Annotated in this window: 18 protein-coding genes, 2 rRNA genes and 1 pseudogene; 13 read left to right on the top strand and 8 right to left on the bottom strand. The window is 40.3% G+C overall.

The genetic code is table 11. The annotated features are described in order from the left end of the window. The first annotated feature begins 113 nt into the window (after window positions 1-113). The 4 genes from HLV59_RS17555 (at window position 114) to cysK (ending at window position 5,428) form a co-directional block, all read left to right on the top strand. Window positions 114-3,004: ribosomal RNA gene (locus tag HLV59_RS17555) — 23S ribosomal RNA — on the top strand. 182 nt (window positions 3,005-3,186) lie between these two features. Beyond that, a 5S ribosomal RNA gene (gene rrf / locus HLV59_RS17550) occupies window positions 3,187-3,301 on the top strand. Between the two features lie 202 nt (window positions 3,302-3,503). After that, window positions 3,504-4,229, top strand: coding sequence for an AAA family ATPase (locus HLV59_RS17545; protein WP_171430464.1), 726 nt, complete (start codon window positions 3,504-3,506; stop codon window positions 4,227-4,229). Window positions 4,230-4,429: 200 nt separating this feature from the next. Further along, the gene (gene cysK / locus HLV59_RS17540) at window positions 4,430-5,428 is read left to right on the top strand and encodes a cysteine synthase A (protein WP_171430463.1); all 999 of its coding nucleotides are present in this window, start codon (window positions 4,430-4,432) and stop codon (window positions 5,426-5,428) included. 57 nt (window positions 5,429-5,485) lie between these two features. On the opposite strand, the gene HLV59_RS17535 is transcribed toward cysK, so the two are convergent. The 3 genes from HLV59_RS17535 to HLV59_RS17525 all read right to left on the bottom strand — a co-directional run bounded on the left by HLV59_RS17535 (window position 5,486) and on the right by HLV59_RS17525 (window position 7,508). After that, window positions 5,486-6,094, bottom strand: a complete 609-nt coding sequence (locus HLV59_RS17535; RefSeq protein WP_171430462.1) for a lytic transglycosylase domain-containing protein — start codon at window positions 6,092-6,094, stop codon at window positions 5,486-5,488. Window positions 6,095-6,465: 371 nt separating this feature from the next. Beyond that, window positions 6,466-7,005, bottom strand: a complete 540-nt coding sequence (locus tag HLV59_RS17530; protein ID WP_171430461.1) for a flavodoxin family protein — start codon at window positions 7,003-7,005, stop codon at window positions 6,466-6,468. Window positions 7,006-7,022: 17 nt separating this feature from the next. Beyond that, window positions 7,023-7,508 (bottom strand): DUF2938 domain-containing protein, encoded by a 486-nt coding sequence (locus tag HLV59_RS17525; protein WP_171430460.1) that lies wholly within the window; start codon window positions 7,506-7,508, stop codon window positions 7,023-7,025. Window positions 7,509-7,589: 81 nt separating this feature from the next. Between HLV59_RS17525 and HLV59_RS17520 the strand changes: the two genes are divergently transcribed. The 4 genes from HLV59_RS17520 (at window position 7,590) to HLV59_RS17505 (ending at window position 12,809) form a co-directional block, all read left to right on the top strand. Next, entirely contained in the window at window positions 7,590-7,994 is a 405-nt protein-coding gene (locus tag HLV59_RS17520) for a helix-turn-helix domain-containing protein (RefSeq protein WP_171430459.1), read from the top strand. Window positions 7,995-8,141: 147 nt separating this feature from the next. After that, window positions 8,142-9,401 carry an esterase-like activity of phytase family protein gene (locus tag HLV59_RS17515; RefSeq protein ID WP_125699895.1) on the top strand — a complete coding sequence of 420 codons (1,260 nt, stop codon included), beginning with the start codon at window positions 8,142-8,144 and terminating at the stop codon, window positions 9,399-9,401. A 213-nt stretch (window positions 9,402-9,614) separates the two neighbouring features. Beyond that, the gene (locus HLV59_RS17510) at window positions 9,615-11,993 is read left to right on the top strand and encodes a YgiQ family radical SAM protein (RefSeq protein ID WP_031947130.1); all 2,379 of its coding nucleotides are present in this window, start codon (window positions 9,615-9,617) and stop codon (window positions 11,991-11,993) included. A gap of 315 nt (window positions 11,994-12,308) precedes the next feature. Next, complete coding sequence (locus tag HLV59_RS17505; RefSeq protein ID WP_031947131.1) at window positions 12,309-12,809, top strand: DUF2726 domain-containing protein; 501 nt, start codon at window positions 12,309-12,311, stop codon at window positions 12,807-12,809. A gap of 148 nt (window positions 12,810-12,957) precedes the next feature. On the opposite strand, the gene HLV59_RS17500 is transcribed toward HLV59_RS17505, so the two are convergent. Then, entirely contained in the window at window positions 12,958-13,311 is a 354-nt protein-coding gene (locus HLV59_RS17500; protein ID WP_016144074.1) for a RidA family protein, read from the bottom strand. A gap of 193 nt (window positions 13,312-13,504) precedes the next feature. Between HLV59_RS17500 and HLV59_RS18745 the strand changes: the two are divergent. Beyond that, a pseudogene (locus tag HLV59_RS18745) lies at window positions 13,505-13,567 on the top strand (hypothetical protein); the annotation flags it as partial. 58 nt (window positions 13,568-13,625) lie between these two features. On the opposite strand, the gene dinB reads toward HLV59_RS18745, so the two are convergent. The 3 genes from dinB to mdtD form a co-directional block, all read right to left on the bottom strand. Then, on the bottom strand, window positions 13,626-14,681 hold the full coding sequence (dinB, locus tag HLV59_RS17495; RefSeq protein WP_151748496.1) for a DNA polymerase IV: 1,056 nt from the start codon (window positions 14,679-14,681) through the stop codon (window positions 13,626-13,628). A 1-nt stretch (window position 14,682) separates the two neighbouring features. Then, a complete protein-coding gene (locus HLV59_RS17490; protein ID WP_171430458.1) occupies window positions 14,683-15,441 on the bottom strand; it encodes a glycoside hydrolase family 25 protein in 759 nt (252 codons plus the stop codon). A 77-nt stretch (window positions 15,442-15,518) separates the two neighbouring features. Then, window positions 15,519-16,910, bottom strand: coding sequence for a multidrug transporter subunit MdtD (mdtD, locus tag HLV59_RS17485; RefSeq protein ID WP_171430457.1), 1,392 nt, complete (start codon window positions 16,908-16,910; stop codon window positions 15,519-15,521). 163 nt (window positions 16,911-17,073) lie between these two features. Here mdtD and HLV59_RS17480 point away from each other — a divergent pair, with 163 nt between their 5' ends. Next, window positions 17,074-18,879 carry a choice-of-anchor I family protein gene (locus HLV59_RS17480; RefSeq protein WP_171430456.1) on the top strand — a complete coding sequence of 602 codons (1,806 nt, stop codon included), beginning with the start codon at window positions 17,074-17,076 and terminating at the stop codon, window positions 18,877-18,879. 64 nt (window positions 18,880-18,943) lie between these two features. On the opposite strand, the gene HLV59_RS17475 is transcribed toward HLV59_RS17480, so the two are convergent. Then, complete coding sequence (locus tag HLV59_RS17475) at window positions 18,944-19,567, bottom strand: LOG family protein (RefSeq protein WP_016144079.1); 624 nt, start codon at window positions 19,565-19,567, stop codon at window positions 18,944-18,946. Between the two features lie 326 nt (window positions 19,568-19,893). Here HLV59_RS17475 and HLV59_RS17470 point away from each other — a divergent pair, with 326 nt between their 5' ends. From HLV59_RS17470 to HLV59_RS17460, 3 genes are all read left to right on the top strand, one after another. Next, window positions 19,894-21,483 carry a TerC family protein gene (locus HLV59_RS17470; protein WP_171430455.1) on the top strand — a complete coding sequence of 530 codons (1,590 nt, stop codon included), beginning with the start codon at window positions 19,894-19,896 and terminating at the stop codon, window positions 21,481-21,483. Between the two features lie 71 nt (window positions 21,484-21,554). Next, complete coding sequence (locus HLV59_RS17465) at window positions 21,555-22,022, top strand: YchJ family protein (protein WP_125739264.1); 468 nt, start codon at window positions 21,555-21,557, stop codon at window positions 22,020-22,022. A gap of 45 nt (window positions 22,023-22,067) precedes the next feature. Continuing rightward, window positions 22,068-22,712, top strand: a complete 645-nt coding sequence (locus tag HLV59_RS17460; RefSeq protein ID WP_016144082.1) for a trimeric intracellular cation channel family protein — start codon at window positions 22,068-22,070, stop codon at window positions 22,710-22,712. Window positions 22,713-22,772 lie beyond the last annotated feature (60 nt).

Here is a 22,772-nt window from a genome sequence, read left to right as displayed (position 1 = left end):
GAATTTAGATTGAAGCTGTACAGTGTTTAAGTACACAGACAACAGATAGTAGCGATGAAGAATCGCACGGACAACACTCACTTGTAGGTGTTGACGACTGTTTGGGGTTGTATAGTCAAGTAATTAAGTGCATGTGGTGGATGCCTTGGCAGTCAGAGGCGATGAAAGACGTGATAGCCTGCGAAAAGCTCCGGGGAGGCGGCAAATATCCTTTGATCCGGAGATTTCTGAATGGGGGAACCCACCTACTTTAAGGTAGGTATTGCAACATGAATACATAGTGTTGCAAGGCGAACGAGGGGAAGTGAAACATCTCAGTACCCTTAGGAAAAGAAATCAATTGAGATTCCCTCAGTAGCGGCGAGCGAACGGGGATCAGCCCATTAAGTTATGTGTGTTTTAGTGGAACGCTCTGGGAAGTGCGAACGTAGAGGGTGATATTCCCGTACACGAAAGGGCACACATAATGATGACGAGTAGGGCGAGGCACGTGAAACCTTGTCTGAATATGGGGGGACCATCCTCCAAGGCTAAATACTCCTGACTGACCGATAGTGAACCAGTACCGTGAGGGAAAGGCGAAAAGAACCCCTGTGAGGGGAGTGAAATAGATCCTGAAACCGCATGCATACAAGCAGTGGGAGCCGACTTGTTCGGTGACTGCGTACCTTTTGTATAATGGGTCAGCGACTTATATTCAGTAGCGAGGTTAACCGTATAGGGGAGCCGTAGAGAAATCGAGTCTTAATAGGGCGTTTAGTTGCTGGGTATAGACCCGAAACCAGGCGATCTATCCATGAGCAGGTTGAAGGTTGGGTAACACTAACTGGAGGACCGAACCCACTGTCGTTGAAAAGCCAGGGGATGACTTGTGGATAGGGGTGAAAGGCTAATCAAGCCTGGTGATAGCTGGTTCTCCCCGAAAGCTATTTAGGTAGCGCCTCGGACGAATACCATAGGGGGTAGAGCACTGTTTCGGCTAGGGGGTCATCCCGACTTACCAAACCGATGCAAACTCCGAATACCTATGAGTACTATCCGGGAGACAGACTGCGGGTGCTAACGTCCGTAGTCAAGAGGAAAACAATCCAGACCGCCAGCTAAGGCCCCAAAATCATAGTTAAGTGGGAAACGATGTGGGAAGGCATAGACAGCTAGGAGGTTGGCTTAGAAGCAGCCACCCTTTAAAGAAAGCGTAATAGCTCACTAGTCGAGTCGGCCTGCGCGGAAGATGTAACGGGGCTAAAACTATGTGCCGAAGCTGCGGATTTGACATTAGTCAAGTGGTAGGGGAGCGTTCTGTAAGCCGATGAAGGTGTATTGAGAAGTATGCTGGAGGTATCAGAAGTGCGAATGCTGACGTGAGTAACGACAAAACGGGTGAAAAACCCGTTCGCCGAAAGACCAAGGGTTCCAGTCCAACGTTAATCGGGGCTGGGTGAGTCGACCCCTAAGGCGAGGCCGAAAGGCGTAGTCGATGGGAAATTGGTTAATATTCCAATACTTCTGTGTAATGCGATGAGAGGACGGAGAAGGTTAAGTCAGCCTGGCGTTGGTTGTCCAGGTGGAAGGATGTAGGTATGTATCTTAGGCAAATCCGGGGTACTCTATACTGAGATCCGATAGCAAGCTGTACTTGTACAGTGAAGTGGCTGATACCATGCTTCCAGGAAAAGTCTCTAAGCTTCAGTTACACAGGAATCGTACCCGAAACCGACACAGGTGGTCAGGTCGAGTAGACCAAGGCGCTTGAGAGAACTCTGCTGAAGGAACTAGGCAAAATGGTACCGTAACTTCGGGAGAAGGTACGCTGTTGTTGGTGATGGAACTTGCTTCCTGAGCTGACGACAGCCGCAGAAACCAGGCCGCTGCAACTGTTTATTAAAAACATAGCACTCTGCAAACACGAAAGTGGACGTATAGGGTGTGATGCCTGCCCGGTGCTGGAAGGTTAATTGATGGGGTTAGCGTAAGCGAAGCTCTTGATCGAAGCCCCAGTAAACGGCGGCCGTAACTATAACGGTCCTAAGGTAGCGAAATTCCTTGTCGGGTAAGTTCCGACCTGCACGAATGGCATAATGATGGCGGCGCTGTCTCCAGCAGAGGCTCAGTGAAATCGAAATCGCTGTGAAGATGCAGTGTACCCGCGGCTAGACGGAAAGACCCCGTGAACCTTTACTGCAGCTTGACACTGAACTTTGACCTTACTTGTGTAGGATAGGTGGGAGGCTTTGAAGTTGGAACGCTAGTTCCAATGGAGCCGTCCTTGAAATACCACCCTGGTAATGTTGAGGTTCTAACTCTGTCCCGTTATCCGGGACGAGGACCGTGTCTGGTGGGTAGTTTGACTGGGGCGGTCTCCTCCTAAAGAGTAACGGAGGAGTACGAAGGTGCGCTCAGCGTGGTCGGAAATCACGCGTAGAGTATAAAGGCAAAAGCGCGCTTAACTGCGAGACCCACAAGTCGAGCAGGTACGAAAGTAGGTCTTAGTGATCCGGTGGTTCTGTATGGAAGGGCCATCGCTCAACGGATAAAAGGTACTCTGGGGATAACAGGCTGATACCGCCCAAGAGTTCATATCGACGGCGGTGTTTGGCACCTCGATGTCGGCTCATCTCATCCTGGGGCTGAAGCAGGTCCCAAGGGTATGGCTGTTCGCCATTTAAAGAGGTACGCGAGCTGGGTTTAGAACGTCGTGAGACAGTTCGGTCCCTATCTACCGTGGGCGCTGGAAATTTGAGAGGATCTGCTCCTAGTACGAGAGGACCAGAGTGGACGAACCTCTGGTGTACCGGTTGTGACGCCAGTCGCATCGCCGGGTAGCTATGTTCGGAAGGGATAACCGCTGAAAGCATCTAAGCGGGAAGCCTACCTCAAGATAAGATTTCCCTAGGAATTTATTCCTCTAAAGAGCCGTTCGAGACTAGGACGTTGATAGGTTGGATGTGGAAGCATAGTGATATGTGAAGCTGACCAATACTAATTGCTCGTGAGGCTTGACTATACAACACCCAAGCAGTTGTATATGAAGCATCAATCGATTCATAAACATGCAAAGCAACTTGATTTAGTTATACTACTAGCTAAAATGAACAAATTCAGATTCAATCAGCCCGTCTGTCAAGATTTGGAAAACGCAACGTATCACACAGTGAATAAAACGAAGCAAGTATCCATACCAGTTGTGCTGGCGACCATAGCAAGAGTGAACCACCTGATCCCTTCCCGAACTCAGAAGTGAAACCTCTTAGCGCTGATGGTAGTGTGGGGTTACCCATGTGAGAGTAAGTCATCGCCAGCTCATTATTCAAACACCCCCACTCTTTGAGTGGGGGTGTTTTTTTGTGCACGGGAAAAGAGCTTATTCTTGGCTCAACTGTTTCAAAGTGGAATTTTTATGGATAAGAAAAGCGTCAAATTAAGACGTTGAGAACTGCGTAAGCATGTTATTGCTACTCAAAATTCACTATGCTATAGAATGAAAATAGATTTCTAATAGCATTATGCAAGAAAAACCTTATATCAGAGCCATAAAGCTGAAAGCTCCAGAGAGCTTGGATTGGGCCAGCTATCCCTATGTTATTCCAGCAGTAAATGATTTGGAAAATATTGAATTTTATCCTGATGTTACATTTTTCGTTGGAGAAAATGGTTCTGGCAAGTCCACTATTCTCGAAGCGCTGGCACTGGCATTAGGCTTTTCGGAAGAAGGGGGTACACGCAATGTTCAACTGAATACGGCAACTACCAGTTCTGTTTTATATCAATCACTGCGCACAATCAAAAGCTATAAAAAGCCTCGAGACTATTATTTTTTAAGGGCCGAAAGTTTTTATAACGTGGCAACTTATATGAAAGAAATAGATTATCTGGTGGGTTACGGTGGAGATATACATACACATTCTCATGGGGAGGGTTTTTTAAAGCTATTAACCATGAAATTAAAAGGACAAGGTTTATATCTTTTGGATGAACCAGAAGCCGCTTTATCGCCGACCATGCTGATGACAACGCTATCAGTTTTAGATCGTTTATGTCAGGCACAATCCCAATTTATTATTGCAACACATTCACCTATCCTTCTGGCGTACCCAAATGCAAAAATTTATCAGTTTTCGGAATCGGGAATTAAACAGGTGAACTATGAAGAAACGGAACATTTCCGAGTAACAAAGGATTTTTTGAATAATTACCAAAAGAGATTAGAGCAAATTCTAGATGAGCCATAACGAGCAAAAGATTAATGCTTATTTACTCGTTATTTTTTGGTCATGATGCATTGAATTAGAAGGGGCATCTACTTTTATTATTTATACTTAATATATTGAAAAATATTTATTTTTTATAATTTTTTATCTTTCCTGCTTTTCTCTTCCGTCCACAAGCCTATAATGATTCAGAAGCATTCCAAATCTAATAAGGATATAACATGTCTACCGATCCACAATTCCCAACACCCAATAATTTAGGTATCGCAGTTTATTCAAATAATGCAGAAGCTATTGGTAATACTCCTTTAGTTCGCATCAACCGATTAATTAAAACTAGCGCAACTGTATTAGCAAAAGTAGAAAGTCGTAATCCTGCCTTTTCTGTGAAATGTCGTATTGGAGCAGCATTAATTGCAGATGCAGAAAAACGTGGTGTGTTAAAAGAAGGCATGCATATTGTTGAACCAACCAGTGGTAATACAGGGATTGCATTGGCTTTTGTTGCGGCAGCAAAGGGTTATCCAATTACTTTAACTATGCCAGCAAGCATGAGTCTTGAACGTAGAAAAGTATTAAAAGCTTTAGGTGCCAATTTAGTTTTAACTGAACCTGCGAATGGGATGAAAGGTGCGGTTGATGAAGCTGTACGATTAGCAACTGAACAGCCCGATGTTTATTTCTTGCCACAACAATTTGAAAACCCAGCCAATCCACAAATTCATGTGGACACAACTGGTCCAGAAATTTGGCAAGCAACAGGTGGGCAAGTTGATATTTTAGTTGCTGGTGTAGGTACTGGTGGTACGATTACGGGTATTTCACGTTATTTTGAACAAGTCCAAAATAAGCCATTATACTCAGTAGCTGTTGAACCTGCTGAGTCTCCAATTATTACTCAAATCAAAAATGGTGAGAACATTACTCCTGCACCCCATAAAATTCAGGGGATTGGTGCGAACTTTATTCCAAAAAATCTTGATTTAGATCTGGTTGATGAAGTCTTACCAGTGAGTAGTGAAGAAGCAATTCAATGGGCAAGAAATTGTGCAACTCAAGAAGGTATTCTGGTCGGCATTTCGAGTGGAGCTGCATTGGCTGCTGCTGCTAAAATTGCGGAACGTCCTGAAAATGCTGATAAAACAATAGTTGTTATTCTTCCAGACAGTGGCGAACGTTATTTATCTTCTGTTTTATTTGAAGGTTTATTTGACGAATAAAATTAATTGTATAAAAAAAGCCCATTAATAGATGCGCTTTTTTTATTTAACCTTAATTTATAATGCACTTTTTAAAGTTTTCTGATGACGTTTCACAGATCGAGCATATTTTTTTGCTTTGTGTCGTGTCCAGAAGCTTCGCTCATATCCAGTTGGTCCCACATTATAATAAGCTGTTGCCTTGAACCAACTATCAGCTGACTGATAATAGTGATTTAAGATATAAGCACCACATTGAATATTAGTGGTTTCATCATATAAATTCCCCGCACAAGTTTGTTGCCAATAACTTGGAATAATTTGAGTTAAACCGACGGCGCCAGTAGGAGAGCGAGCATTACTATTGTAACTAGACTCTTGCCTGATGACTGCTGCGAGTAAAAGAGGGGGGACATTATATTGGTCAGCACTTTGAATAATCATTGGCGATAGCCGATTGGCTGTGCTCGCTGGAACAGAATACGCTTTTTGTAAGCCAGACGAGAGTTTATTTGAGCGCCAAGAAAATGAGCCACTGTTAGGTCCTAAGCTTGTACACCCCGTCATTATTGTCATCAACCCAATAATAAAAAATTTGAGGCTAAGGTGGTGTAATTGTGATGGTTCAAAATGATCTTGAGCTAAAGATGAGGTAAGCAAAATACAAAACCAATAATCAAATTTCAAATGAAATGATGGTATTCAGCCATTCTTATCAGATCAATATAAGTTCTGTTGCTCAGCGCATCTATAAAGTAAGAATTTTGTATAATTGAAATGAAAAAACCCCGACATCCTGTCGAGGTTTCTTCGTATTCAGCTTTATGTAGCTAACTCCTGTCAACTACCGCTTCCTGCGTTCTTATTCTTCTTCAATGAGACATCCTGTCTCTCTATGATTCATATATTATGAAAAAATGATAAAGCTGGATATCCGCAAATCACCGCAAGTTTTGTAGGTTTAAGCTTACAGACCTACTTTTTAAACTTTCTTAAATATTATTTCGACTCGTCTCTGTGCTTTCATGGTTTGATATTCTTTGATAAGCATTTAAGGTCTATGCAAAATTTTCTCCAAATTGTTGAGCTGTTTTAATATCTCCTTCATCAAAACCATCTGCATTACTGCCATGTTCAGCTTGAGCCATTAAGCCTGACCATGAACCGAGACGATTGGCTGCTTGCGTATAAGGAATGCCTTGGTGCTGTTCAGGCATGATCGGATTACCGATCCATAACATGCCGTGTTGCATACAAAAGGTGAAAATCGAAATTAACGTCGATTGTTTATCACCAGCAGGAAGAGAGGAAACGGTAAACCCAGCTGCTAATTTTCCTTTAAAACTTTGTTTTTTCCATAATGGACCAGTTGCATCCATGAGTTGTTTTAACTTGGAAGAAACACCACCTAAATATGTGGGAGAACCCCAAATTAAGCCATCATATTGGATAAGAATTTCTGGGCTATTGATAATATCTTCTGCATTGAGTAAATCTGCTTTCATATTTTTATGGCTCAAAATACCAGTTTGAATTTGCTGAGCAATAAATTGGGTGTGACCTTGGCGGCTATGGTAAATGATGGCAACAGTCTTCATGAGCAGTCTCCTTTTATTTAAATTTGAAATAGTTTTGCAGTGAGATATAAGCCACAACCAAAAACACTATGGTTCATTAAACTTTTTAGACAGTTCAAAAAAGGATGGGGTGTTTTTGATGAAGCAAAGCCACCACCCATCGCAGGTTGCATAATAAAAAATGGAATGAGAACAGTGACTACACCAAGCATTAGAGCTGAGTAAAACTGAGGATGAATAAGCCAATCTGAGCCAGCAATGAAAAGAAAACTCAATGCGAAAATAAGCCCGACACTATAGTGGGCAATCCAGCCCAATAAATACTCATGCTTAATTGAGGGGCTTTTTGCAATAGATTGATGGATGAGTTTCCCTTGAAATATCCAGCCGATCCAGCGTCCGAGGAAGGCAAAATTTAAAGTCGGAATTTTGAATATCTTTAATATTAACAGCCAGATATCCATAATAATTGTTGCGCCAATACCAAGGCATAAAGCCTGAAAGAACGTTGTGGAGAGATTCATTTTGAAACCTTGCTTTTATACGTCTGAAACGTGATAAATTTATTGTGCAAGTTAAAGTTCACTTGAAGTCAAGAGGTTGTTATGGATATTGGTGAAGTCGCTAAAAGGGCAAAAGTCACAACAGCAACACTACGTTTTTATGAAGAGAAGGGATTAATTAAATCGATAGGGCGGCAAGGCTTACGTCGACAATATGGCAAGCAGGTAATTGATCAATTGGCATTAATCTCTTTAGGTCGTGCTGCGGGTTTTTCTTTAAATGAAATCGCAACAATGTTTGGACAAGATGGTAAGCCTGAACTTGATCGGCAAAAATTAAAAGATAAAGCTCAACAATTAGAGCAAATGGCAAAACGATTGCATTTTATCAGCCAAGGATTAGAACATGCGGCTGTATGTCCTGCTGAAAATCATATGGAATGCCCAACCTTCCAGAACTTTTTAAAAGCAGCAATTGCTGGAGAATATCAGCCAACAAAACTTTAATTCTTTTTAATGAAGTTACTTAGTTTGTGTTTGTATTGAATAGTTGGGGGTGTCATATTTTCGCCATAAAGATTTCATATTTTTGAAGTAAAAACTTCATATAAGCTTGATTAAATTTGCTTAATTTTTTACCAACTGTATAAAACTATGAGCAAAAAAACATTAGCGGCATTATTATGCTTTGCCAGTTTAGGATTGGCGGCATGTAATGATGATAACGACCAAGAACAAACTGCACCTACTGAAAACATTACCGAACCTACCTTAATTTCCTTTGCCAAGTTACCTGTAGAAACTTATGCTGCTGGTCCAAACTCAGGGGCATATGTAAAAGGTGCAAATGGAATTTATCCTCCATTTAAAGGTCAACCTGTACAGGGGTTTTCTGCTGCATTAAAAAATGAAGATGGCAGTTATATGGCAATGGCCGATAACGGTTTTGGTACCCAAGATAATTCAGCAGACTTTTTACTTCGTATTTATAAAATAAAGCCTGATTTCAAAACTAAAACTAAGGGCACGAGCCAAGTTACTGTACAAAGCTTTATCCAACTGCGTGATCCGAATAAATTAATTCCATTTAATATTGTCAATGGTGATACAGCTGAGCGTTTATTAACGGGCGCTGATTTTGATCCAGAATCTATGCAACGTACTAGCGATGGGACTTACTGGATTGGAGATGAGTTTGGGCCCTATTTACTTCATTTTTCAGCAGATGGTGTGTTATTAGATGCACCGATTGCTCTGCCAAATCCGTTAAATCCGACTCAAGAATTACGTTCACCACAGAATCAATTTAATAAAGCGCAAATTAATTTTGTAGAGCCTCTAGTTCAGCAAAGTGGTGGTTTTGAAGGGATGGCAATTTCGCCAGATGGGCAGTATCTTTATCCTCTTATAGAAAAGCCAATTAAATCAATTCGAGAAACGGAAAGACAATTATTGATTTCTCAATTTGATGTGAAGAAAAAAGCATATACAGGGAAATATTATTGGTTCCAGTTAGACAGTAAGGCAACCAATATTGGTGACTTCCAACTCTTTAATGATAAAGAAGGCATTATTATTGAACGTGATGCAACTCAGAATAATTTAGGCGGATATAAAAAATTAATTCGTATTAAATTAAATGAGTCAGGTCAGCTAGTAGGCCGTGAAGATTTAGTCGATTTAATTAAAATCGCTAACCCGAATTTGTTGTATGGCACAGCTAGAGAGGGTGATATTGGTACGGGGCAGGTTTTTGCTTTCCCATTTGAGACGATTGAAGATGTGATTATTGAAAATGGTACAACGCTTACCGTTTTTAATGATAATAACTTCCCAGGGTCGACAGGACGTAACGCAAAATTAGCTGACGATAATGAGATTATTCAGATTCGTTTGCCAAAAGCTTTGTTCTAAGCTCTATAAATAAAAAATGAAAACCGCGGCGGATTTTATTCCGCCGTATTTATTCCTAGAATAAAATATTGAATAAACTTTAATCAAATTAATTTCTATATTGTTGTTTTCGCATGTTTTATAAACAGGGAAAATGAATGAAATTCATGTTAAAATGATCGGCTTTCATCTTTAGATGTCTCTCCTTCATCTGCTAGCCGAGATTCGCAAGCCATGTCTACTGCCTACACCATGCAAACTGCGCCAAAAGCGTTGTTTGATTACGACAAATATTGGGCGTCGTGTTTTGAACCAGCGCCATTTTTGCCGATGTCACGAGAAGAAATGGACCAACTCGGCTGGGATGCGTGTGACTTTATTTTAGTCTGTGGTGATGCTTATATTGACCACCCATCATTTGTATCGGGTGTGATTGGACGTGTGCTTGAGGCACAAGGTTTCCGTGTGGGAATTATTGCGCAGCCAGACTGGACCAATGTTGAAAGCTTCCGCGTTTTAGGTAAGCCAACGATTGCTTGGGGGGTGACTGCAGGTAATATGGATTCGATGATTAACCGTTATACGGCAGATCGTAAAATCCGTTCTGATGATGCATATTCTCCAAACAATGAACCAAATAAACGTCCTGACCGCGCAGCAACAGTTTATTGCCAACGTTGTCGTGAAGCCTTTCCAGACGTACCAGTATTATTAGGTGGTATTGAAGGCAGTTTACGTCGTATTGCGCACTACGATTATTGGTCAGATAAGGTTCGTCGTTCGATTTTGATGGACTCAAAAGCCGATTTGCTGATGTACGGTAATGGTGAGCGTGCCATTATTGATGTGATGCACCGTTTGGCTAAAGGCGAAAAAATCCACGAGATTACTGATGTTCGTGGTACGGCATTTATTATTAATAAACATAATAAAGCATCAAAAGCAAAGTTTGTTGAAGTTGCGAGTAATGATGTAGATACGGTTGGGCGTGTTGATCCAATTATTAACCCATATGTCATGACAGAAGATATCGATGGCTGTGAGGTTGAAAAAGAAAAGGGTAACTCTTTAGCTCAATATCAAAATTTCCAAAAAGAGATTGTTGCAAATCCGATTGTGCGTGAAGGCGACAAACTCGATGACGATACTCAAATCGTTCAATTAAAGCCAGCACCATCAAAAGCAATTAAACACAAATTACCACCGCGAGAGTTGGCGGTCATTCGTTTGCCTTCTTTTGAAGAAGTGGCAAATGATCAAGTGCTTTATGCGCATGCAAACCGTATTTTGCATCTTGAAACTAATCCGGGTAATGCCCGCGCACTTGTTCAACGCCATGGTGAACGCGATGTCTGGATTAACCCACCTCCAATTCCTCTAACTACAGAGGAAATGGATTATGTGTTTGATTTACCGTATGCACGCTTGCCACATCCTACTTATGGCGATGCTCGTTTCCCTGCATTTGATATGATCAAATTCTCGGTCAATATTATGCGTGGCTGTTTTGGCGGTTGTACATTCTGTTCAATTACAGAACATGAAGGGCGTATTATTCAAAACCGTTCGGAAGATTCAATTTTACGTGAGATTGAAAAAATACGTGATACGGCACCAAACTTCACCGGCATTATCTCAGACTTAGGTGGTCCAACGGCAAACATGTACCGTTTGCACTGTAAAGACCCAGAAATTGAGAAGAACTGTCGTAAACCTTCTTGTGTTTATCCGGGTGTTTGTCAAAACTTACATACCGATCACGCGCCATTAGTGCAGCTTTACCGTAAAGCACGTGCAATTAAAGGTGTGAAGAAAATTCTGATTGGTTCGGGTTTACGTTATGACCTTGCAGTATTGAACCCTGAATATGTGAAAGAGCTGGTACAACACCATGTTGGTGGTTATTTAAAAATTGCTCCTGAACATACCGAGCAAGGCCCGTTATCAAAAATGATGAAGCCAGGTATTGGTACGTATGATCGTTTCAAACAAATGTTTGACCGTTTCAGTAAAGAAGCAGGAAAAGAGCAATATTTAATTCCTTACTTTATTGCTGCGCATCCGGGCACTTCAGATTACGACATGATGCACCTTGCAATTTGGTTGAAGAAGAATGGTTTCCGTGCCGATCAGGTACAGACTTTCTATCCATCACCAATGGCAACGGCAACAACCATGTATTATTCGGGTAAAAACCCGCTTGCCAAAGTAGCTCGCTATACTGAAAAAGTTGATATTGTAAAAGGTGAAAAACGCCGTCGTCTGCATAAAGCATTCTTGCGTTACCATGATCCAAACAACTGGCCATTACTTCGTGAAGCCTTAAAAGAAATGGGTCGTGCCGATTTAATTGGTAATTCGAAGCAGCATTTAATTCCAACTTATCAGCCAAAAGGCACAGAAGGGGAATATAAATCTGCCCGTAAGAAAAACTCGTCTACGGCAGGTGATTCGGTTAAACGAAATAACCAGCAAACGAATAATCATTCAAATCAGAAGCGTCCACAAAAGGGACAGGTGCTTACTCAGCACACGGGCTTGCCTCCTCGTGAAACAGGAGAAAAAAGACCGTTTGGGGGTAAAAGTAAACCAAAATCAAAAGCTCGCGGATAATGATAAAACAGGCTCTTCAACAGAGCCTGTTTTGTTTTAAATATGATTATTTAAATCGTATAGTGAGATTTTTGAAGATTTAAAGTACAAAAAACGTAAAGAATAATGATAAATGCCAAAAATCTGACGAGCTGCACTTGATTGTTGAAGACTCTATGATTATAAATAATGTGAGGGTGGCTAAATTTAAGCCAAGCTTGATAACTACAAGTGAAATTACTAAGTGAACCTTTTAAAAAAACGGCTGTGTCGTTATCAATTAAAACAAAGTGTGATCTAGCAAAATCATTATAAAAAACCTAAAGGATTGGACCCATGTACTATTTAATCACGATCTTATTATTATTTCTGGCTGTTGTGATGGCCGTGAAAAGTCTTTCGCGAAGGCATCAACATGATAGTGCCTTGAAGCGCCGTGCAGTCTTAACCAGTCATGAGCAAATGACATTAACTAGACTACAAACTGTTTTGCCCAAATTTACAGTTCTAGCACATGTATCTTTTGATGCTCTTTTAACTACAAAATACGCGCATACACGCCGTAAATATCAAAATATGGCAGCTGATTTTGTTGTGCTTGACCAAAATTATCAAGTGGTTGTAGTCGTTGTTCTGGGGGAAAATGGGTTACGCCGAGCGCATCAACAATATGAACGTCGTTTATTACAATTGGCTGGCTATCGTGTGCTGCATTATAGTGGTGTGCCTGATTATCATGATTTAAGAAGAGATTTATTAAGTCCTGAATCAGAATTGGCAACTTTGCATGCAACGCCACAGCTAGAGAGAATGTCAAATGCTTTTGTGAAGTCTTAAGAATTAGTCACTATAGCAATTGATTCGAGAACTCTTTTAAAGAAGATCTTAATAATATGCCGACATTAGAGACTTTAAAACCATTAAAAAACTGAGCAACATCACTCAAGAGATTGCTCAGTTTTTTATTGATTAAAACCAATAACAATTAAGGAAGTACCGCAACAACCGTCATTTCTACAAGCACATCTGGCGCATAGAGTTTTGACTCTACACATGTGCGTGCTGGAGGGTGTCCTTCACTAATCCATGCATCCCAAACCGCATTCATTGCTGCATAGTCTTTTTCGATATCTTTTAGGAAAATTATGACAGAAAGAATATGGGTTTTATCTGTTCCAGCTTCTGCCAATAGACGATCAATATTGTCTAAAGTTTGTTGAGTCTGCCCTGTAACATCTGCGCTTGTATCATCTGCGAGTTGCCCAGCTAAGTGGACCAAATTACCTGAAATCGCAACTTCGCAGTAGCGTGAAGTAACATGTAAACGCTTTACCGTCATAAAAATGCTCTAAAGTGGCTTTATTTAATAGTTTTGATTTTATGAAGAGTTGCTAGGTCGGTGCAAGCAAGTAGAAAAGAATTTCAGTAGATTATTGTGAGGAAGGGATATCTAAGCCATGTATCAGAAGAGCCCTGCAATATTCGGATTTGGTCGTCACGCCAATCACAGGACGATATGCCGAAAGTAAAGGTTGCTTTGGCATGTTGCAAATACATGGGTAATGAATATGCGTGGATTAGGTTACTCTAAAGTTTGAGTAAAAGGGAGTCTATTTTGTTTAAAAGTTGCTCTTTTGAGTGAAAAGTAGTCAATTACCAAAGGTTAAGCTGGAAGTCTTCCGCTTGGGTCTGTAATTGATAAACACCTATACCAATCAGGCGAAACTGGAAGTGTTCGGGGATTTGCATTTCATTTAATAATAAAAATAAAACTTGGATTAAGTCTTGTTGCGACTGGATAGGTCTTTTAAAGCTTTTACTATGCTGTAATGTTTGAAAATTTTTAAGTTTAAGTTTGATATTCACACCTCGAGCATTGAGCTGTTTTTTCTCTAGTGTTTGCCAGACTTTTTCGGCTAATCCCTGCCAATAGGGCTGGCATTGAGCCAAAGTAAAATCACTATCAAAAGTTGTCTCCTTCGAAATTTGTTGGCGAGCTCTTTCAGCTTGAACAGGTCTATGGTCAATGCCTTGAGCATATAGATAGAGTTGCTGTCCATATTTACCAAAGTGGTGAACTAAAACTGCCTCTTCAATTTTTTGTAAATCGCCCAGCGTATGTAACTGAAGCTGTTGTAATTTTTCCTGAGTGACTTTGCCTACGCCAGGAATCTTTTTAAGCGGAAGGTCTTGAATAAAAGTAGCAACTTGCGTAGGTTTGATTACACATAAACCATTCGGTTTATTCCAGTCCGAAGCGATTTTTGCCAAAAACTTATTTGGTGCCACACCTGCCGATGCAGTCAGTCCCGTTAACCTAAAAATATCTTCCCGAATATGCATGGCAACTTCAGTTGCACTTGCAATCTGTTTTAAATTATCAGTGACATCTAGATAAGCTTCATCTAAAGATAAAGGCTCAATAAGTAGCGTATATTGCTGAAAAATAGAATGAATCTGAGCAGAGACTGTACGGTATTTTTCAAAATTTGGCTCAATAATAACGACTTGAGGGCATAGTTTTCTTGCCTGACTCATCGACATGGCTGAACGTAAACCAAATTCACGGGCAGGGTAGGATGCAGCAGCGATTACAGCTCGAGGATGATGAGATGAAATAACAACGGGTAGATGTCGTAATTCAGGACGTTCCCGTAACTCGACCGATGCATAAAAGGCATCCATATCGATATGAATGATTTTGCGCATATTATTGTGCTTTCACGATGCCTTGCTGCTGTAAAAATTGTTGCCATTGCTTGACCGATCCCTCATAAACATTGAGATCAACAGGCTTGGCTATCCCTACAATTTTACCCTGATTACTATGCTGCCAAAAGAGCCATTTTCTCTTATCTTTGAGTTCAGGTTTACCTTCATAATCACGTACCCAAAGAGGAGTCTCGGGAAAATTCCCAACTAAGACAATATGATAAAAAGTTTTAGAAATATAAAAGATGGGTTGTTTGTCATAATGCTGTTTTAAGCGGTCATGCATGATGCCAATTTCTTTAATTAACTGTTCTTTGGTGTAAGTATTAATACAGTTACTGTCGTATTCCAGATCAATGACGGGTGGAAGGGCATCTGATTTTTTAGGTACCGTCGCAATAAAGTTATCTGCTTGTGTTTTACCATCACGACATAGACGATAAAAGTGATAAGCACCTACATGAAAGCCGTGCTCACGTGCTTTGAGCCAGTTTTCTTGAAACTTTGAATCTTTATAATCACCGCCCTCTGTCGCTTTTAAATAGACGAATTGGAACTTCTCTGGTGATATTTTTTTCCAGTTAATATCACCTTGATGGTGAGAAACATCGAAGCCTTGAACTGGATAATCTTGTGCAACGGCTTTTTGCTGATAGAACAGACCAAAATAAGCCAAAATTCCCATAACAAAAGCTAAGCCAATCCCGATTAAGGTATTGTGCTGTGCTGTGGAAAAGGTTTTAGCCGGTTTGGTCATGCAAAACTCATTCAAAATATGAAGCTGACATCATAGCGTGATTCACGAGCGAGAAACCATGCTAAAAATGCAAATGCTTACACAGGCGTATTCTTTGGAATTTGCCAGAAAATACATGCAGTAATGACATTGATACAACCGAGACAAATGAGAGTGACATGAAAAGCTGTAGTCACGTGGTCTGGACCATAATAATTGGTAAAAATATTAATGAGTGTACCTGCCAGTGCAACACCAATACTCATTGATAGCATCATGATCATCGATAGGAAACTATTACCGCTACTCGCATCTTGTTGAGGCAAATCTTTCAAAGTTAATGTATTCATTCCAACGAATTGCAATGAATTTAATGTGCCAAATAAGAAAAAGTGTAAGGCTCTAAACCAAGTTGGAGTATCGACGGTCATTATTGAAAAAGAGGCAATACATAACCCAACTAACGTTGTGTTAATGAGTAAAAAACGTCGATAGCCAATTTTTTGAATAATAGGTCTGACAATTGGTTTTGAAAATAATGAACCCAAAACTAATGGAATCATCATTAAACCTGCAATGAAGGGTTCAAAACCAAAAGCAACCTGTAGCATGAGTGGTAAAACAAAAGGTAAGGCATTACCACCAAAGCGAGCAAAGAAATTACCTAAAATACCAATCGCATAAATTTTATTTCTAAAGAGTCGGCTACGAAATAATGCATTTTGATGAGTATGTGAATGATAGGCGTACCAAAATGTTGCGATTATTCCGACCACTAATAGCGAAATACTGAACCATTTTGAATATTCAGGTGAAGCTAAGTGTTCAATCCCTAAAGACAATCCAATCATTGCCACTACTAATAAGATGAAGCCACCTAAATCAAATGTTTTGACTGAAGGTTCTTTTAAATTTGGCATGACTTTTAGTGTCATTAATATGCCAAGTATGCCCATAGGAATATTGATGAGGAAAATCCAGTGCCAACTTGCAACTTCAACTAACCAGCCGCCTAAAGTTGGGCCGGCCAAAGGTCCGAGTAAACCAGCCAGACTCATTAAGCTCATTGCAGCTAAGAACTGAGTTCGAGGAATAATTTTTAAAAGTGATAATCGGCCAACAGGAAGTAGTAAGGCTCCTCCTACACCTTGGATAACGCGGAAAAATAACAGCTCATTAAGACTTTGTGAAAGACCACAACCTAAAGAAGCAAGAGTAAAGATCACGATTGCCGACAAGAAAATATTTCTAACACCAAAGCGGTCTGCTAACCATCCACTCAATGGGATACAAGCAGCAACCGATAATACATAGGCCACGACTACGCTATGCATGCGTAAAGGATTTTCATTTAGATGATGAGCCATTGCAGGAATAGCGGTATTTACAATCGTTGTGTCCAAAGCCTGCATAAAAAAGCCAATGGAAACCAAAAGAACGAGTAAGCGATATTCGGGTTGCAAGGCTTGGTGAGTCGGCGTGGCATTCATAACATTTGAAAATTAACGTTTTGGTCTAGTGTAAAACAAATTGGAGCTAAAAGAAGCAAAAGTAATAAGAAGCCTATTGGGATGAAATTCACATGGAAATGTCATCAGAATTAAATGGTGTGCTTATAAATTAATCAATTTAAAATAAGCTATGGATATTAAAATGAAATTTAAGTTTACAGCATTGCTCGTTGCAATTTTATCTGTGGGGATAAGCGCTTGTAATGATAGTGACGATACCGTAAGCCAAACAGAAACGGAAATCACTCCAAATAATATTCAATTAAGTTTATTAGGACGATATAAAACAGGTGTTTTTGTTCAAAGTGCAGCGGAAATCCCTGCTTATGATCCACAAAGTAAACGCCTATTTGTAGTAAATGCGCAAAAAGGATTGGTTGATGTCTTAGATGCTTCTAAACCTGAGAACCCAGTCCATATTAAGGAATTATCTGCTCGTCTATATTTAGCAGATTCAGAGGTAAATAGTGTTGCAGTACATAATGGTATTGTCGCTTTAGCCGTACAGGCAAAAGTCAAAACTGATTCTGGTATTGTTGTATTTTTTAAAGCCAGTGATCTTAGCTTTATTAGTAAGGTTGAGGTAGGCGCGCTGCCGGATATGCTGACTTTTACACCAGATGGTCAGAAAGTCTTGGTTGCAAATGAAGCTGAGCCTAATGATGATTATTCTGTCGACCCAGAAGGTTCAGTCAGTATTATTGATGTGAGTAATATTCAGCAGCCAAAAGCAGTTATTGCTGATTTTAAAGCATGGAATAATCAAAAGGCAGCATTGCTAGAAAAGGGTGTCCGTATTTTTGGACCAAATGCGACTGTCGCACAGGATCTAGAACCCGAATACATTACTGTTTCGGATGATAGTAAAACTGCTTGGGTCACATTACAAGAAAATAATGCAGTAGCACAAATCGATTTAACTCAACAAAAAGTGATGGAGCTTTATCCACTCGGTTATAAGGATTATGGCATTGCAGCAAATGCATTAGATGTTAGTGATCGCGATGGTCCACAAGATAGCAATGGTAACCCAACTGGTAAAATTAATATTCAACCATGGTCAGGTCTGGTGGGCATGTATCAACCAGATTCAATTGCGCATTATACGGCTAATGGTGAAACTTATCTGGTAACTGCCAACGAGGGTGATGCCCGTGAATGGCTATCCGATGAGGATGCCTATTTTACAGGGGATATTACCAAAGGTTTTGCTGAAGAAATTCGTGTAAAAGATTTATTCAAGAAAAAAGGATTTAATACAGATGGAGATTATCCTGCACACCTACAAAAAATTGTAGCGGGCGTAAAAGGCGCACGTTTGAATCCAGCGATTTTTGGCTATTGTGGTGCAACTGCAACCGATGCTGCTGGGTGCCGTGAAGATAATCAATTAGGCCGTTTAAAAGTCACTTGGACCAAAGGCTACCAAACCAATAATGACGGTTCACCTAAATTAGATGCTGATGGTTATTTAACCTATGACAAACTTTATGCGTATGGTGGACGTTCATTTAGTATTTGGAATACTAAAGGGCAGTTAGTTTGGGACTCTGGTAGTGAATTTGAGCGTAAAATTGCTGAGCTGTTCCCTGATTATTTTAATAGTGATCATGAAGAAGTGACCTTTGACAGCCGTAGTACAGGTAAGGGACCAGAACCAGAAGGCGTTACTGTTGGGACGATTGGCAAAAAAACCTATGCCTTTATTGGATTAGAACGAGTAAGCGGTATCATGGTCTACGATATTACTACTCCGCAGAAGCCGCAGTTTGTTGAATATTTTACGACTCGAAATTTCAAAGAAACCGATATGGCAAAACAAGGTGACTTAGGTCCAGAGGGTTTAATATTTATTTCTGCAAAAAACTCACCAAATGGTCAACCATTATTAGTGGTGGGTAATGAAGTCAGTGGCAGTACGGCAATTTATCAAATTAATTTAAAATAAATAGGTTGAAAAAGGCCTATAAATAAAAAAGAGCCTGAGAGGCTCTTTTTTATTCTTTAGAGAATTACACAACGAATCTTTTTGGCATTTTTAAGTTTTTAATGACGTTATAAATTTGATCAACGTCTTCACATACAATTAATTTAGCTCGATGCTGAAGGGGAAGAAAACCTTCTTGAACTGCATGGTCTAATTGTGCAATAAGTGCGTTATAAAAACCATTTACGTTATATAAAATCATGGGTTTTTGGTGTTGATTGAGTTGGCCCCAAGTGGCTATTTCCAATATTTCTTCGAATGTTCCTAAACCACCTGGTAATGCAATAAATGCACTTGCGCGTTCTGCCATCATGGCTTTACGTTCATGCATGGTTTCTACGACATGTAGTTCGGTAAGTCCCGCATGTGCGACTTCATAATCAAGCATAAATTCAGGGATCACACCGACAGCTTCTCCGCCGTTTGCAAGAACGCTCTCTGCCACTTGTCCCATTAAACCGATACTGGCACCGCCATAGACTAAACCAAAGCCTTGTTCAGCGATTCCATGAGCCAGTTCAATTGCCTTCTCTCGATAGATTGGTTTATTTCCTGCACGTGAACCACAATATAATGCAATAAGAGGTTGCTTTGTTTTTACAGCTGTTATTGGTGAATCATTTACTGCCATTGTTAATACGCTATTCATTGTTTTATTTTTACCTTATCACGTTCATATTTCTTGTCTACACTAAGCAAAAGATATGACAACTTTATAAGCAGATTTATAAGAAAGATTCATGTTTTGTATGGGTTTGGTGAATGCGAGTTATGAACAAATAAAAGTGATGAATTTATGTTAAATCTTGCCTATACTAAAAATTCGTTTAACAACATATGAACAAATATGGGTAGTGGTTGTAGTCGCTCCGTTTTAATTTCTTGTCTTAAAAAAACATTTTCCTCCTTTTGTATAGGCGCGCCCGTTGTGTTGCCACATAAAGATAAAAGCCAAACAACACAGGAGCAGGATCAATGATCTTTGAATGGATGTCTGATCCGTCTGCTTGGGTGGGTTTAGCAACTTTAATCGTTCTTGAAATTGTATTGGGGATCGATAACCTCGTTTTTATCGCTATTTTGGCCGAAAAACTACCGCCAGAGCAGCGAGCTAAAGCACGTATAATCGGGTTAGTGCTTGCCTTGGGAATGCGTCTTGTACTCTTAGCCTCGATTGCTTGGGTCGTGACACTGACTGAACCACTCTTCCATATTTTTGATCATCCATTCTCTGGTCGTGATTTGATTTTGCTATTCGGTGGTGTGTTCTTACTCTTTAAGGGCACCATGGAATTGCATGAGCGGATGGAAGGAAAACAACTTCATAAAGAAGATAATCCCGTACATGCTGCATTCTGGATGGTCATTGTCCAGATTGTTGTGCTTGACGCTGTATTCTCGTTAGACAGTGTGATTACAGCTGTAGGTATGGTGAAAGAGCTGTCAGTAATGATGGTTGCTGTTGTTATTGCTGTCGGAATCATGTTGTGGGCATCAAAACCACTCATGGACTTTGTCAATAAGCACCCAACAGTCGTTATTCTGTGTCTTGGCTTCTTGATGATGATCGGTTTCTCTTTGGTGGTGGAAGGCTTTGGCTTCCATATTCCGAAGGGTTACTTATATGCTGCAATTGGCTTCTCGATTTTAGTCGAAATGATCAATCAGAGCATGCGCCGCAATCAGGAAAAGCTGGTTACTACGACAGACCTGCGTTATCGCACAGCCTCTGCTGTTTTACGTATGTTAGGCAGCAAAAACAGTGGTTCTTCAGATACTCAATCTTCTGATAAAGAAGATGTATTGGCTACGCAAGCTTTTGCAGATGAAGTTTTTGACGAAGACAATGGTGCTTATCACAGTGTGTTGGTACAAGGCGTTCTTAGTTTATCAGAGCGTCCTGTAAAATCTGTTATGACTCCACGTCCTGAACTTGAGTGGATTGACTTAGATGATGAACCTGAAGTGTTAAAAGAACGTTTAATGTCGATGACACACTCTCGTTTAATTGTCGCACGCGGTGAGCTTGATAATATTGAGGGTATTGCACTTACGCATAAAGTTTTAAACAACTTTATTGAAACAGGTGTAATTGATTTCCAAAAGCATCTACGTGAACCTGTGATTGTGCATGAAAATGCTCAGGTACTCATGGTGATGGAGCAACTACGCCAAGCACCTCTACAAATGGCAATTGTTCTAAATGAATATGGTTCAATCGAAGGTATTGCAACGCCAATCGATATCTTAGAAGCAATTGCGGGTGAATTTCCGGATGAGGATGAGTTAGATGCTGCTGCTGAAAGCTTGGCAGATGGTTCATTAATGCTTGAAGGTTCAACTGACATTCGTCACGTATCACTTTTATTAGGTCGTGACTTGGTTGATGAAAGTGAACAGTATTCAACTTTGTCAGGCTATTTGTTATTCCATTTAGGCCGTTTACCTGAAAATGGTGAAGCTGTTGAGGCGGACGGTTATCGCTTTGAAGTGATTACGATGGAAGGTCATAAAATCGAGAAAGTTCATATTGTTTCGATCGAACAAGATGAATCAAAAGATTAAATAACATTTCAAGGCTGGAAACATCATAAAATAGCTCAACTCTGAGCTATTTTTTATTTGAGAAACACCAAATGACCCAACAAACTTGTCCATGTGGAAAAGGCAGCTATACACAGTGTTGTGAACCTTTACATTTAGGCACGGCCAAAGCACTAACGGCAGAGCAGCTTATGCGTTCACGTTATAGCGCTTTTGCATTACAGCAAATCGACTATATTGTGCAAACGACTGCTTTAGGTCAGCAGACAGCACTTGATAAAGAGGCTATTGCAGAGTGGAGCAAACAAAATCAATGGTTAGGTTTAGAGGTGGTTAACGCCAACGAAAAATTAGATAAAACCCATGCTCAGGTTGAGTTCAAGGCTCATTATCATGATGGACAAAAAGCCCAAATTCACCATGAGGTTTCACATTTTGTATCTCACCAGCAACAATGGTTTTTCCTTGACCCAACGGTTGAAATGCAAGTCACCATGAAACAACCTTGTATATGTGGTTCAGGAAAAAAATTTAAGCAATGCTGTGCACAATTTCTGTAAGTTTATCTTAAAATACGCCCACTGTTTGGCCTGAGGGAAAGGGCGATGTTACTCACCGTTATTTATATTATTGCGATTACTGCGGAAGCCATGACAGGTGCATTGTCTGCTGGTCGACGAAGTATGGACTGGTTCGGTGTCGTACTGATTGCCTGTGTGACTGCTTTAGGTGGTGGTTCGGTGCGTGATGTATTGCTAGGTCACTATCCTTTAACTTGGGTAAAACATCCAGAATATTTGGTGCTCACTTGTTGTGCTGCATTTGTCACAATCATTATTGCCAAATGGATGCGTCATTTACATAACATCTTTTTGGTGCTCGATGCTTTAGGCTTAATTGGGTTTACGATTATTGGCTGCCAGATTGCCTTACAAATGGGGCATGGTTTTGTCGTGTCGGCAGTAGCAGGGGTGCTGACTGGGGTATCTGGTGGTATTTTACGTGATATTTTATGTAATGATGTTCCGTTTGTTTTCCGCCGTGAACTCTATGCGAGTATTTCTTTTGTCGCAGTCATCTGTTACTGGGTTTGTCAGGATTTAGGATTAAGTTTAGAGTTAACCGTCATTTCAACTTTGGTGTTTGGTTTTACCTTACGCCTGATTGCGATCTATTTTGGATTGGAAATGCCGAAATTTATTTATAAAGATGATGATGCAGAATCGGCTTCTTCAACCGACGAACATTAATCATGCAGAACTCCATGTGGGCATGCTATAACAATTAAATATATTGTCTTGCTCACTTAT

Source organism: Acinetobacter lactucae, assembly GCF_013122135.1.
Lineage (GTDB): Bacteria > Pseudomonadota > Gammaproteobacteria > Pseudomonadales > Moraxellaceae > Acinetobacter > Acinetobacter lactucae.
The sequence above is the reverse complement of the archived record's forward strand: the minus strand, read 5'-3'. Positions and strand labels throughout refer to the sequence as shown.

Excerpts from the sequence above, each read along its gene's own strand:
- HLV59_RS17545 (WP_171430464.1), top strand. The coding sequence starts at position 3,504 with ATGCAAGAAAAACCTTATATCAGAGCCATAAAGCTGAAAGCTCCAGAG.
- cysK (WP_171430463.1), top strand. The coding sequence starts at position 4,430 with ATGTCTACCGATCCACAATTCCCAACACCCAATAATTTAGGTATCGCA.
- HLV59_RS17530 (WP_171430461.1), bottom strand. The coding sequence starts at position 7,005 with ATGAAGACTGTTGCCATCATTTACCATAGCCGCCAAGGTCACACCCAA.
- HLV59_RS17525 (WP_171430460.1), bottom strand. The coding sequence starts at position 7,508 with ATGAATCTCTCCACAACGTTCTTTCAGGCTTTATGCCTTGGTATTGGC.
- HLV59_RS17520 (WP_171430459.1), top strand. The coding sequence starts at position 7,590 with ATGGATATTGGTGAAGTCGCTAAAAGGGCAAAAGTCACAACAGCAACA.
- HLV59_RS17515 (WP_125699895.1), top strand. The coding sequence starts at position 8,142 with ATGAGCAAAAAAACATTAGCGGCATTATTATGCTTTGCCAGTTTAGGA.
- HLV59_RS17510 (WP_031947130.1), top strand. The coding sequence starts at position 9,615 with ATGTCTACTGCCTACACCATGCAAACTGCGCCAAAAGCGTTGTTTGAT.
- HLV59_RS17505 (WP_031947131.1), top strand. The coding sequence starts at position 12,309 with ATGTACTATTTAATCACGATCTTATTATTATTTCTGGCTGTTGTGATG.
- HLV59_RS17500 (WP_016144074.1), bottom strand. The coding sequence starts at position 13,311 with ATGACGGTAAAGCGTTTACATGTTACTTCACGCTACTGCGAAGTTGCG.
- dinB (WP_151748496.1), bottom strand. The coding sequence starts at position 14,681 with ATGCGCAAAATCATTCATATCGATATGGATGCCTTTTATGCATCGGTC.
- HLV59_RS17490 (WP_171430458.1), bottom strand. The coding sequence starts at position 15,441 with ATGACCAAACCGGCTAAAACCTTTTCCACAGCACAGCACAATACCTTA.
- mdtD (WP_171430457.1), bottom strand. The coding sequence starts at position 16,910 with ATGAATGCCACGCCGACTCACCAAGCCTTGCAACCCGAATATCGCTTA.
- HLV59_RS17480 (WP_171430456.1), top strand. The coding sequence starts at position 17,074 with ATGAAATTTAAGTTTACAGCATTGCTCGTTGCAATTTTATCTGTGGGG.
- HLV59_RS17475 (WP_016144079.1), bottom strand. The coding sequence starts at position 19,567 with ATGAATAGCGTATTAACAATGGCAGTAAATGATTCACCAATAACAGCT.
- HLV59_RS17470 (WP_171430455.1), top strand. The coding sequence starts at position 19,894 with ATGATCTTTGAATGGATGTCTGATCCGTCTGCTTGGGTGGGTTTAGCA.
- HLV59_RS17465 (WP_125739264.1), top strand. The coding sequence starts at position 21,555 with ATGACCCAACAAACTTGTCCATGTGGAAAAGGCAGCTATACACAGTGT.
- HLV59_RS17460 (WP_016144082.1), top strand. The coding sequence starts at position 22,068 with ATGTTACTCACCGTTATTTATATTATTGCGATTACTGCGGAAGCCATG.